Origin of the sequence: Nostoc sp. CHAB 5836 (genome assembly GCF_020829445.1) — a bacterium.
In the GTDB taxonomy this organism is placed as follows: Bacteria; Cyanobacteriota; Cyanobacteriia; order Cyanobacteriales; family Nostocaceae; genus Nostoc.
The window spans coordinates 17536-30765 of record NZ_JAIVFV010000005.1; the positions used below are offsets into that span (position 1 = coordinate 17536).

Annotated in this window: 10 protein-coding genes; 7 read left to right on the top strand and 3 right to left on the bottom strand. The window is 41.3% G+C overall.

Annotation, left to right across the window (positions count from 1 at the left end):
• Positions 1-127: 127 nt before the first annotated feature.
• Positions 128-913: a DUF4079 domain-containing protein gene (locus LC605_RS01955; RefSeq protein ID WP_229545896.1), complete on the top strand. Its 786-nt coding sequence runs from the start codon at positions 128-130 to the stop codon at positions 911-913.
• A 360-nt stretch (positions 914-1273) separates the two neighbouring features.
• Here the strand turns inward: LC605_RS01955 and LC605_RS01960 are convergent, their stop codons facing one another.
• The gene (locus tag LC605_RS01960; RefSeq protein WP_229545897.1) at positions 1274-1468 is read right to left on the bottom strand and encodes a hypothetical protein; all 195 of its coding nucleotides are present in this window, start codon (positions 1466-1468) and stop codon (positions 1274-1276) included.
• 96 nt (positions 1469-1564) lie between these two features.
• Positions 1565-2185: a class I SAM-dependent methyltransferase gene (locus LC605_RS01965; protein ID WP_229545898.1), complete on the bottom strand. Its 621-nt coding sequence runs from the start codon at positions 2183-2185 to the stop codon at positions 1565-1567.
• A 463-nt stretch (positions 2186-2648) separates the two neighbouring features.
• On the opposite strand from LC605_RS01965, the gene LC605_RS01970 reads away from it, so the two are divergent.
• The 5 genes from LC605_RS01970 to arsS all read left to right on the top strand — a co-directional run bounded on the left by LC605_RS01970 (position 2649) and on the right by arsS (position 7353).
• Positions 2649-2936: a Mo-dependent nitrogenase C-terminal domain-containing protein gene (locus tag LC605_RS01970; protein ID WP_229545899.1), complete on the top strand. Its 288-nt coding sequence runs from the start codon at positions 2649-2651 to the stop codon at positions 2934-2936.
• A gap of 443 nt (positions 2937-3379) precedes the next feature.
• A complete protein-coding gene (locus LC605_RS01975) occupies positions 3380-4054 on the top strand; it encodes a response regulator transcription factor (protein ID WP_229545900.1) in 675 nt (224 codons plus the stop codon).
• A 194-nt stretch (positions 4055-4248) separates the two neighbouring features.
• Positions 4249-5217 carry an arsenosugar biosynthesis arsenite methyltransferase ArsM gene (gene arsM, locus LC605_RS01980; RefSeq protein WP_229545901.1) on the top strand — a complete coding sequence of 323 codons (969 nt, stop codon included), beginning with the start codon at positions 4249-4251 and terminating at the stop codon, positions 5215-5217.
• Positions 5218-5342: 125 nt separating this feature from the next.
• On the top strand, positions 5343-6302 hold the full coding sequence (locus tag LC605_RS01985; RefSeq protein ID WP_229545902.1) for an inorganic phosphate transporter: 960 nt from the start codon (positions 5343-5345) through the stop codon (positions 6300-6302).
• 43 nt (positions 6303-6345) lie between these two features.
• Complete coding sequence (arsS, locus tag LC605_RS01990; protein ID WP_229545903.1) at positions 6346-7353, top strand: arsenosugar biosynthesis radical SAM (seleno)protein ArsS; 1008 nt, start codon at positions 6346-6348, stop codon at positions 7351-7353.
• Between the two features lie 641 nt (positions 7354-7994).
• Here the strand turns inward: arsS and LC605_RS01995 are convergent.
• Positions 7995-9647, bottom strand: coding sequence for a hypothetical protein (locus LC605_RS01995; protein WP_229545904.1), 1653 nt, complete (start codon positions 9645-9647; stop codon positions 7995-7997).
• An 87-nt stretch (positions 9648-9734) separates the two neighbouring features.
• On the opposite strand from LC605_RS01995, the gene LC605_RS02000 reads away from it, so the two are divergent.
• On the top strand, positions 9735-13145 hold the full coding sequence (locus LC605_RS02000) for an alpha-mannosidase (RefSeq protein WP_229545905.1): 3411 nt from the start codon (positions 9735-9737) through the stop codon (positions 13143-13145).
• Positions 13146-13230: the final 85 nt, after the last annotated feature.

The window sequence follows — 13230 nt, forward strand, 5'->3', positions numbered from 1 at the left end:
TTAAAATTAGCTAAAAATAACAAAAATAAATATTAAACAGATTCTCATCTGAAATTAATTTAAGTGATGATAGGATGCTTTATATTCTCCTTTGATATGAATTTAATGATTCATGGAAAGGTGTTGTATGCAAATAACAGATTTTCTTGGTCTTTTACATCCAGCGATCGCAATTATATTCGTGTTTCCACTTATCGGTACAGTGATTAATTTTGCTTGGCAAACACGCCAACGCCGATTGCAAATTTTAGCCGGGAGTAAAAGCAAAATTCCGCCAGTGGTGGGTGTAGAACATAAGCAGTTAGGTGAAAGACTCACAAGTGCAGTTGTTGGATTAACTTTAATCGGATTAAGCTACCCTATTGGCAAAAATATTATCAAAAATCAATTGTGGAATAAAACACCTTTTCAAGTTGTTTTTATCCTGTTAATATTTGCTGCAACCGTTGCCTCTTTAGTATTTCTTTATCAGGCAAAGCAGAAGGTGTGGCGAGCAGCTTTTGCGACCTTAACTGGTGCAGGTTTGGTAATTCTAGGCTGTCAGGATGGAGTATATCGCCGCACCAATGAGTGGTATTGGTCACATTATTATATTGGTATTACCGCAGCACTGCTGATGATTTTTTCATTAGCAATTGTTCAAGATATTTATCAAGATAAGTCCAATCGCTGGCGCACCGCCCATACAATTTTAAACTGCATTGCTTTGTTGCTATTTATTGGGCAAGGCATGACAGGGGCACGAGACTTATTAGAAATTCCCTTGAGTTGGCAAGAACCCTATATTTATCAGTGTGATTTTGCTAATAAAACTTGTCCAACCCCAAATTCCCATCAGGTAGAATCAGGATTTACGCCTAGTTTAAACTCAGTCCAGATGCTGCCCCTGGATGATTTTTTTGCAGATAGCTAGACCAATAGCTGTACCAGGAAATTCTTGTCTATGTTTATGCTGCTAGTACAATGTCTAAGCTAATTTTGAGGGTTTGTAGTAAGCACTTTAGTGCTTAGAAAATAAGGACTGAAGTCCTTACTACCAACTTACTTCCCGTCAATTTAAACTTGACCGGCGCTCTAGATGCATTGGGGTTTTGGATTGGGATACCTGCGGTAAGCTACGCTAAGGCACTTACGTAGTGTTCATGCAGCTGATGACACAAAAAAAGAGTGGAAAGTTGAGGCTATTACACCATATATCCACTCAAAACTTACTATATTAGAGTTACAACAAGAGAACCACGAGATGATTAAAACTTGGGAAAATTCAAGCCAATTAACGTGACTCAGTTCCTTGATTGGGGCTACCTGCGATAGAATCCTCTCCTGGTGCTTCTGGAGTAGCACTGGGTTTAGCATCACTCTTTTCAGCATCGCCAGTTTTGCGGATACTTTCGTCGATGGGGGTTTGGTAGCCACCAGAAGCAGTAGCGGTAGTTTCTTGATTATTAGATTTTTGTTGTTCAGCCATGATTACATTCCCAATCATTTATTCTTGAGATTATCTTAGGAAAATTGGGGGTTTAAGTACATCTATCTAGAATCTAGTTATGACTGATTTGCTCCTCTATCGGAAGTATTGTTTAGCAAAAATCGTTAGCAAGACTGGCCCTAGTAAATAGTGGTGATTCAAACACAATAGCCCAGCAGAGGAGCCAAGAAGTTGACGTTGATTAGGGCTATAGAGTCTAATTCCACGGGGAGAAACTGGCAATAGTTGAGGTTCTGTCTCTTTTTTAGAAGTAATGTCAACCAAGTAGAAGCGTCCACTGGGAGAAAGTACCCGTGCTATCTCACTAAGCACCTGTTTAGGTTCCAAATAGTGCAAGAAGCTAATAGTGCTGAAAATAGCATCATATTGACCATCAGCAAAGGGAAGAGACTCAGCTTTGCCCTCGATATAAATTAAACGTGGACGGTGGCGGTTGCTCTGTCTTGCTACCCGCAACATATTCGCAGATAAATCCAATCCGGTAGCTCGCAAGTCGGGAAACTGAGTTGCAAGGCGCTCAAGTAAGCGACCAGTACCACAGCCAATATCAAGTACATTTGCTCGCTCTGGTAAATCGACGTACTCCAGCAAGCGTTTGTGAACGGTTCGATAAAACACTGAAGGAAAGAGCCAGTCGTAACTTGGCGCCCATAGGTCAAAAAGTAGCTTTTTATTACTGAAAAAGTCATCAGTCATGATTTTTCGCAGCTTCCCTGAAGCTTGTTGCTTTTTGAGGGTAAGTTTAGCTGCGCCTCCAAGAAGTTGATTAACAACACAAGTTAACTATAGCGATCCTGAATTGGTTATGAGACTGGGCTTTTGTAAGGTTAGTTAAGAGGCAATACTACTCTCTTTGAAAAATCATCGGGAACTATAGCACTTGAATGTGTAGTTAATAGTGTTAGGACTTACGCAATAAGTCTCTGAAACTCTTAGAGACCAATTATAAAGTAAACCTTAAATTGTCGGGTGCGTTATCGCTCTCGTGTACGGCACCTGGAAATATTGTACTAAGTGTGGATAGAGACTCATTCTATTTCTGTAAAGAACCAAAGAACGAGCGATTAGTGCATAAAACTATAGAACTGAACCGTATCTATTTATAGAGGTTCAAATACAACAAACTCAATCTAGTTTGAAATTATCAAGGTTAAAAATTATGACAAGCTTTATTCAAGTCAGGTTACACGACGATCTACTGTACCCAGTCCGCGAGTGCTTGGAAACGATAGAAATTCATAACTCCAAATTGGCTCATTTCCTGTGCAAAATTATTCCTGCTCAATGTCCCTTCGAGCGAGACATCACGCTGTTTGGTCGGAAGCTATTTCACATTCCTCCGATGTGTAAATTAAATCCTCTATACGAGGAAGTGGTTGGTTTGCGTTTTAAAGCACTCTGTTATCTTGCCGATGAATGCGGTGAAGATATCACAGCCTATTGCTAATAGCCATAAGTAGGTCGGCGCAATTAAAGATAACTGGTGATGGCTGTCATTTGTCCTTTGTCATTCGTCCTTGGTAAGGGTTTCAAGCCTGGTTGCGTTTCGTCACATAGTTTGATTTATTTTCACCGACTTACTTAGGACTTACGCAAAATAATGAAAAAACGAACCGCAAACGCGAGTGCGTCTCGTAAGAGTTGGACGCAAAGTACACAAAGGAATAAAAGCTTCAGACAGTTATTGCGTAAGCCCTAAGCCAGTTGGATCGTTCTTTGATCAAGCAGCCATTGGTAATTGCAGACTGACGATTGTTACTTACTTAGGTTTATACTAAGCTAACTTACGCTTAAGTTAGATGTTTAGCTATTAAGTAGCTCACACCTCACTAAGCGTTTCCAGACCGGATTATTACTTAACGTACCCCTGCTGAAATCATTAACATCATCATGACGCACATCTTACTGGTTGAAGATGAAGTCAAACTGGCACGATTTGTTGAATTGGAATTGAATTATGAAGGCTATCAAGTCAGTGTTGCCTACGATGGATTAACTGCACTCATGGCAGCGCGTGAGTTGCATCTGGATTTAGTAATTTTAGACTGGATGTTGCCTGGTTTATCGGGGTTGGAAATTTGCCGCCGCCTGCGAAGTATTGTTGATAAAGTGCCGATAATCTTATTAACCGTCAAAGATGAAGTGAGCGATCGCATTGTAGGCTTAGACGCTGGTGCTGATGATTACCTCGTTAAACCCTTCAGTGTTGATGAATTATTAGCCAGAGTCGCCACTCGCCTGCGAAAAAGCCAGCAAGCAGATGTGGCTGAGGTTTTAGAATTTGAAGACTTGAGTTTAAATCGTCGTACCCGACAAGTGTACCGAGATCAACGGTTAATTGAGTTAACTGGTAAGGAATTTGATTTACTAGAATATTTATTGACCCATCCGCGACAGATAATTACCTGCGATCGCATTTTAGAAGAAGTCTGGGGTTACGACTTCATGAGTGATGCCAACATCATTGAAGCTTACATTTACTACCTACGTCTGAAACTTGAAGCCAATAACGAAAAATGCCTCATTCAGACTGTGAACGGTGTTGGCTACACATTGCGTGATTAAACTTAGAATGGGACATTGAGCATTCTCCCTCATCCCCCTCATCCCCCTTCCAGTCTCAAATAACGGTAAAATCCCAAATTTTTCTATCTTAGCAAAATTTGGAGTTTTTGGCAATCTCAGCAAAAACTCATCCAATTCATAGTTAATTATACTAGGATGCACAAAGCTGTCATCATCATAAAATCCAAAACTGCATGACTTATCTAGAAACAGCAGCGCAATTCTACCGCGAAGTTGCCCAAACTCCACAAGTTGGACTTTGTTGTGTGCAAAGTACGCCCCTGCAACTACCAGGTTTGAAAATTCCTTTGCCAATGCAGGAAATGAACTATGGTTGTGGCACTACTGTTCACCCCACCGAACTAGGAAACCAACCTACTGTGTTGTATGTCGGCGTTGGTGGCGGTTTAGAAGCGTTGCAATTCGCTTATTTTTCCCGCCATGTAAGTGCTGTAATTGCTGTTGAACCGGTTGGGGCTATGCGGGAAGCAGCTGCACGCAATCTGAAAATTGCTGCTCAAGAAAACTCCTGGTTTGACATCAGCTTTGTAGAAATCCGCGAAGGGGATGCTTTTAACTTACCCGTTGCTGATGCTACTGTCGATATCGTGGCGCAAAATTGCCTTTTCAACATCTTTGAGCCAGAAGATTTAACTCGTGCTTTAAAAGAAGCCTATCGCGTATTAAAGCCAGGTGGACGCTTGCAAATGAGCGATCCAATTGCCACTAGTCAAATTCCAGCACATCTTCAACAAGATGAACGACTCAGAGCCATGTGTTTATCAGGCGCACTCACCTATGAAGAATATACTCAACGGATTACAAATGCTGGCTTTGGTCAAGTTGAAATTCGTGCCCGTCGTCCTTATCGTCTACTAGATACCCAAACTTATAATTTAGAAGAAAATCTACTTTTAGAAAGTCTGGATTCTGTTTCCTTTAAAGTTGCTATTCCAGAAGATGGTGCTTGTATATTTACTGGGAAAACAGCAATTTATGCTGGTTCAGAACCATTCTTTGACGATTCAGCAGGTCATTTACTTCAGCTAGGTATTCCCGCAGCAGTGTGTGATAAAACTGCTGCTCAACTTGCGGCTATCAAGCCAGCAGAAATTATTATTACCAAGTCAACTTGGCACTATAGCGGTGGTGGTTGCTGTTAATCTCTTAAAAAAGAATTGAGATGTCAGGAGTCAGAATTTAGAATAATTGTCTGCCACTGGAGAAGAAATGCACAACTTGAATATTTAACTAATTCCATTCTGAGTTATTCTCTATAAACTCCAAAATGTTGTTAATTAGTCTATTTTTAGCTACGCTTTTTTTAGCATATTCCAATGGTGCAAATGACAACTTTAAAGGTGTAGCAACGTTGTTTGGTAGCCGAACTAGCAGCTATCAAACAGCAATTTTGTGGGCAACTTTTACAACTTTTGCTGGTGCTGTAACTGCGACTTTGTTAGCAGGAACACTAATGAAAAACTTCTCTGGCAAAGGACTGTTACCTGATGCGATCGCCAATGCTCCAGAGTTTCATATAGCAGTAGCGATCGCTGCTGGTTTAACTGTACTCATCGCCACCTTGATGGGGCTTCCCATTTCCACAACTCACAGTTTGACAGGTGCTACTGTTGGCGCTGGATTAGTTGCGATCGGACTTCAAGTTAATTTTGCAACTTTGGCAACTTCCTTTATTTTACCTCTATTACTCAGTCCAATTATTGCTATTCCCTTGGCAGCAGGAATTTACAGCTTATCTGGCTATATTAATTCCAAATGGCAGTTACCAGTCAATCATAAAATGATTGATACTTGCCATTTTCTCAGCGCTGGAATTGTCAGTTTTGCTAGAGGATTAAATAACACTCCTAAGATTGTTTCACTCATTCTAATTATTGAGTATTTTTCGATTCAGGGAGGAATGATCACCATTGCGATCGCAATGGCACTTGGCGGTTTACTCAACTCCCAAAAAGTTGCTGTTACTATGAGTGAAAAGATTACCTCAATGAATCATACCCAAGGGTTATCAGCAAATATAATCACCGGACTTCTGGTCATTGCTGCTACTCGGTTTGGGCTGACTGTTTCTACCACTTATGTTTCAGTTGCTTCTATTTTTGGTGTGGGATTGATTAGCAAAAAAGCCAATATGTGTGTTTTTTATCAGATCCTACTATCGTGGATTTTAACTATACCAACTGCTGCAATTATTAGTGGAATCATTTATAGATTATTGCAAGGTTAGAAAAAATGAATATATTTGTGCGATTTTTAAGGAGTAGTAAATAATGCAAACTAAACCAAAAGTTTTACTAGATACAGCAGTCACACCCTTCAACCACAAACTCAGTTCACCTTTGACAAAAAAAGGAATCACTGTCTTACAAATTAATCTAGGTAAGCGTTGTAACCTTGCCTGTACACACTGTCATGTCGAAGCCGGTCCAAAACGTACAGAAGAACTTTCTCCGGAAATTTGCGAACAATTGATTTCGCTAATCCATAAATTTTCCGAAATTAAAATTGTGGATTTGACTGGTGGCGCACCAGAAATGAATTATGGATTTAAGCCATTGGTAGAAGCAGCAAAAGCAACTGGTAAAGAAGTGATTGTCCGGTCTAATTTGACTATTTATTTTGAAGATGGATTTGGTGATTTACCAGAATACTTTGCTAAACACCAAGTAAGAGTTGTCGCTTCCCTACCCTGTTATCTAGCAGAGAATGTTGATAAAATGCGCGGTAGTGGTGTTTTTGATAGTTCAGTCAAAGCTTTGCAGTGGCTTAACCAACTGGGCTATGGTCAAGACCAAAATTTAATTTTGGACTTGATATTTAATCCCAAGTTGCCCATCGGCGAAAAATTTTCCCTAGCTCCCGAACAGACCAACCTAGAACAAGATTACAAAATGTTCTTACAAGAACATTTTGATATTGTATTTAACAACCTCTTCACCATTACCAATCTACCAGTTGGTAGAACTAAAATGCATTTAGAGCGAAAAAAACTGTACACCAGCTATTTGCAGTTTTTAGAGTTGCATTTTAATCCCAGCACAGTTGAACATTTAATGTGTCGAGATGAACTTTCAATTGACTATCTGGGAAATGTATATGATTGTGACTTTAACCAAATGATGAATTTACCTGCAAAAACTCGCAATGGTGAAACCTTGACAGTTGGCAAATTGTTAGAAGCTGGCAGTTTAGACTTGATTAGTGAGGTACAAACTGCTGCTTATTGCTATGGTTGTACTGCTGGATGTGGTTCTAGTTGTGGTGGCGCTTTGCTCTAAGAACTAGGAAACTCTAACTCAACTTGATATAGCAGTGCTAAATCATTCTAGGACTTACGCAATAACTCTTTGAAACTCTTATTCCTTTGCGTCCTTCTCTTACGAGACGCTGCGCGAATGCGGTTCCTTTTTTCATTATTTTGGACTTAAACCCACGGGACTAGTTAAATCCAGGGCTATTTCATTCTCATCTAGCCCGCCTCAGAATGAATTCTGAGTCTAATAGCGAAAGTCGTCTAAAGACGACTGAGAAAAGGTTATAGTCCAATACAGATAATTGTAGGTTGGGTTGAAGGTCGTGAAACCCAACAAACCCCGCTCTTCGGTTGGGTTTCGTTCCTCAACCCAACCTACGCAATACAAGGTTTTTGACGCTAACCCAAGCGTATTGGTCTAAAGACGACTGAGAAAAGGTTATAGTCCAATACAGTTCAGTTAAGGCTAAAACTCTTTGCCAAAGTCAGTTTTTTTAACCGAGTACCGTGGGTTTAAATCCCTCGGTTCAAAAAATAAGCAAGTTTTGGGTCGGGGTCTAAATTCCCGGACGCTCTCTACGAGACGCTACGCGAACGCAGACTCGCTACCGCTACGCTAACACAAAACTTAATTACGAATTACGAATTACGAATTACGAATTAATCTTATTTCCCCTGCCATAGCTGCCGCAATGACTGAAAAATATTTACAAATCTCTCTTCTAGCCAAAGCATAATATAATCAAGCCATTCCAAAAGTTGCTCTAAAGGATGCTTCTCATAGCCAGTTGAAGTTGCTTTGGTTTCGATCCAGTCTGGCTGTGCCTCAACTTGACTGCTTTTTTGAAACTGCTGTTGCAAAATTTCCCCCTTAGGACTCCCGCTTTTAGTTTGGGAAATGCTGGTTCGGGTTTGTTTTGCAGAAGCAATTTTTCCAGCTATTTTTTGAATTGAGGCGACATTACTAGTTGGTTGTTTCCTTTGTACCAAGCCAGATTTGACTTGAGGTTGTTTTACACTCAAATTCTTTTGTGAAAAATGCCCCACTGATAAACTTGAGCCGAAAGCAGGATTTGTCCTTTTAGAAAGCGTAACTGGCTTGTCAGCAACGGTTTTGGTGTCACCAAATAAATCATTCCATGTTAGCCAAGGATCATTTGTTAAGTCTTGGTTCTCCAACAGAGGAGTTTTGGACAAGGCTTTTCTAAGGACTGATGATAATAGTTTGCCTGACAATATCTGATCACTAATTGTTGGCTCAAGTCTTTTTCTATTGCCAGCACCAAAAAAATAATTAAGCGCGGACTCAATCAAAGCCTGAAGGTTCAGTGTATAAGTTTCCAAACTATCAGCAGTGGTGACAATTTTTCCCCTAGCAGCTAATTGGTCTTTACCATAAAGAAATATATTTAAATGAGTTTGGGCAACTTGGGCAATTTCCTGGCTACGTTCTTGTACGGGGACTAAAGCATTTGATTCCAACTTCGCAACAGCTATATCTAGAAATGCTAATAATCTATCTGTATTAAGTAAATCTTTTGGTATTCCTTCAGCTAAAACTGAAATTTTAGCTGGATTTACGGCAGTAAGTTTTACTAAGAATCGGTCAATTTGTGGTAATAAGTGCGTTTCTTTTTTAGCTATAATCAACGGCCAAGACTGCCAGTATTTAGCAACTTCGTTAATAATTTGGTCTTCTAATTTTATCTGCTGCTGAGGTGTTAAGATATCTAGAATTTCATTATCGGCAGTAACCAGTACTAAATTCCGATTCATCAAATTTGTGGCAATTCCCCCTACTATTGGAAGATGGTGTTGAAGTGCATTTTGCAAGTGTGAAGGGTTGAGACTTCTGACTTGATTCTCTGTAATATTTGATGATTGAGTAAGATTAGGGTTATTTGTAGAGTTATTATCAACTAATTTCGACCGAAAAACTCCTAATAGCGCTAAGGGATTGAAAGGTTCAACTGTTTTCACAGGAGTAGAGGCGGGTTCATCAAATGACAAATAATTGAGTGCCTCTAGTATATTTTGAATGGGGCTATCAACATTTGGGAGAACTTTCGGCTGGAAATCGGTATCATTTGGTTGTAACTTTAATCTAGTTTCTGGTTCTTTGGTGTGTAGCGTTTTTCCAGATGATTCCGATGACTGAAACAGTAGATACACTGGGTAGAGTAATACCCCCACACCCCACTTAGTCGCGACTTGCAAATGCCGGAAGGTGTGTTCCCACTGTTGTGTCACCCGCCGAGATTGCTGGTGGACAAAGTTAAATAGTCTGCTTTGATAACGACCAGAGGAACCAGAAGACATAGTAGTAATTTTTTAGTTCAAGTCTTGTTCAGTTGTGAGACTCGCGCCAAACAATCAAAACGACCAACACCTCATCTTAGCGAAAATATGACCCCGACTGTCTCTCAATTCCAGACCAAATTGATCTCACAAGCTATTGAGCAATTGCGCTCTTTTTGTCAAGTTAATCTTCAGTCTACTTGGCGATACCAGGAATCTGACCTGATTATTACTGATGTTATGGCTGCTGATTTGTCTTATTGGCAACCTGTTGAGTTGAATGCTAAAGAACATATTGCTTGGACAGGCGGGAAAAAAGTGCTATGGCTTGTGCAAAAATTGCTGGTTCCCCAAGATTTACAGGGTTATCCCTTAGCTGGGTTATCTTTGCGACTGGCGCTGGTTTGGTGGGCTGATTCTGCTGAGATTTATCTAAATGGGGAGTTACTGCTGGAGGGTGATTTATTTGATTGTTCGCCGAGAGTGCTTTTTAGTCAGGGGGTGACGCCAGGGGAAGAGTTTATTGTGGCTTTGCGGTTAGTGAGTCCGGGACATTGTGATGGTGCTTTAGTGCGATCGCTCCTAGTTTATGAGTCTACTGTTGATCATAATCCCGATCCGGGTTTTGTGGCTGATGAGTTAGCTGTGGTGCAACTTTATTTGCAAAGGTTTGCGCCGGAGAGGTTGGATGTTTTGGCGGCGATGGTGGGGGAGGTTACGAACCACGGAGGCGCAGAGGACACGGAGGAAGAGAAGGGAGAGTTAGTAAGATCGTTTTTATCTCTACGCCAAAACCTAATTCAATCCGACATCTTAGCCCCCCTTTTGAAAGGGGGTTGGGGGGATCTAAAATCTAAAATTTTCTTGTTGGGTCATGCTCATTTAGATTTAGCATGGTTATGGTCTGTGAGTGAAACTTGGAATGCGGCACAAAAAACTTTTGAGTCGGTTCTAGAGTTGCAAGAAGATTTTCCTGAGTTAATTTTTTGTCATTCGACTCCCGCACTTTATGCTTGGATTGAGGAACATCGCCCGGATTTGTTTGGGGCGATTCAAAAACAGGTGGCTGCTGGACGTTGGGAAGTTGTGGGCGGAATGTGGGTGGAACCGGAACTCAACTTAATTGCTGGTGAATCAATAGTCCGTCAGCTATTGTATGGTCAGCGCTACATTCAGGAGAAATTTGGCAAGCTTTCAACTCTGGTATGGGTTCCAGACTCTTTTGGTTTCTGTGCAACTTTACCGCAGTTTTTCGCTAATGCTGGAATTGAGTCTTTTGTGACGCAGAAGTTGCGGTGGAATGATACTACTAAGTTTGATTATGGAGCTTTTTGGTGGCGATCGCCTGATGGTAGCGAAGTCTTTAGTTTCATGTCTGCACCCATCGGTGAAAGCATTGACCCAGTTAAGATGGCATCCTATGCTCTTGAATGGCAAACCCAAACTGGTTTACCAGAATCTCTCTGGCTTCCCGGTGTCGGCAACCACGGCGGCGGCCCCACCCGTGATATGTTAGAAACCGCCCAACGCTGGCAAAAATCACCTTTCTTCCCAGACTTAGAATTCACTACGGCTGAAAAGTATTTACAGCAAATTCAATCAGGAGTTAGGAGTGAGGAGTTAGGAGTTGGGAGTCAGGAGTTAGGAGTTAGGAGTCAGGAGTTAGGAGTTGGGAGTCAGGAGTTAGGAGTTAGGAGTGAGGAGTTAGGAGTTAGGAGTGAGGAGTTAGGAGTTAGGAGTGAGGAGTTAGGAGTTAGGAGTTATGATTCTCCCCTACCCCCCTCATCCCCCTCATCCCCCTCATCCCCCCGATTTCCTACTTGGAATGATGAACTATACTTAGAATTCCATCGCGGCTGCTACACTACTCACGCAGATCAGAAACGCTGGAATCGTCGTTGTGAAAATTTATTATATCAAGCTGAACTATTTGCTACCTTGGCAACTGTCAGCTGTGGTGTGACATATCCCAAAGCAGAAATTGAAGCAGCTTGGAAGCTAGTGTTATTTCAACAGTTTCACGATATTTTACCTGGTTCTTCAATTACCCAAGTTTATCTGGATGCGTTGCCCCAGTGGCAGCAAGTGGAACAAGTGGGAACGAGGATATTACAGGAATCACTTTTAGCGATCGCATCTCACATTACCCGATCAGAACCACTAAAACCCAATAGTTTACCTATTTTCGTTTTCAATTCTCTCAATTGGCAGCGTTCTGAAGTAGTCTCTGTAGCCTTACCCACGCCCCCAACAGCTACCCAGAAATGGCAGATTTACGATGCTTGTGGAAAGCAGCTTGTCTCCCAATTATCTCAACCATCAACACTACTATTTTTCGCCCCGGAAATTCCACCCGTAGGCTACCGCATATTTTGGCTTTCCCCCTCATCCCCCTCATCCCCCTCATCCCCCTCACTCCTCCCAGACTGGATTTTAGAAAATGAATTCTTGCGAGTTGTTATAGATCCTGATACGGGAGATTTATCAAGTGTTTTTGACAAAACTTATCAACGAGAAGTTTTGAGTGGGGCGGGGAATCAACTGCAAGCTTTTAAAGACAGTGGTCAATATTGGGATGCTTGGAATATAGACCCCAATTACGCCCAACATCCCTTACCCGCAACAAATCTTCAATCTATTCAGTGGTTAGAACAAGGCCCAGTGCAAAGTCGTGTGCGCGTGGTGCGTCAGTTGGGCGAATCGGAATTTTGCCAAGACTATATTCTCCAAGCTGGTTCACCTCTGCTGAACATAGCGACTACCGCTAATTGGCAAGAAAATCATGTATTAGTGAAAGCTGCTTTTCCTCTGAATATTGAAGCAGACTTTGCTACCTATGAAATTCCCTGTGGCGCGATTCGCCGCCCAACTAAACCGCAAACCCCCGCAGAACAAGCAAAATGGGAAGTTCCCGCTTTGCGTTGGGCTGATTTGACAGCAGAAGACACAATCCAAAATCATTATGGTGTCAGTTTGCTGAATGATTGTAAATACGGTTACGACAGCAAACCAAATCAACTTTGCTTGACACTGCTACGCAGTCCTAATTGGCCAGATTCAGAGGCTGATAAAGGTTTTCACGAGTTCACCTATACCTTATATCCTCATCCTGATAGCTGGGAATCAGCTCATACGGTACGGCGAGGCTATGAATTGAATATACCGTTGCAAGTGATATTGAATCCCGTTAATCAAAACCCACAGAAAAATTATCCCCTCTTTGGTAGCAAAGAGGGGCTGGGGATGACGTTCCTAGATTTATCAGCTGAAAATTTAATATTGATGGCCTTGAAACCATCTGAAGATGACCCACAGCAGTTAATTCTACGGTGTTATGAATGTCATGGAGAAACAGCCGAGTTATCTTTGCAAAGTGATTTAAGGTTGAATCTAGGAGATAGAGTAGATTTGTTAGAGCGTTCCTCTACTACTGAATTCTCATCTGGGCAACAAATCTTGACAATACAGCCTTGGAAAATCGCCAGTTTCAAGGTGATACCAGCGATTAATCCCGGCTAAGTATTGTTCGTAGTAAGCACTTCAGTGCTTAAAAATCCAGGACTAAAGTCCTTACTACGAACTCCAAACTCCTAACTCCAAACTC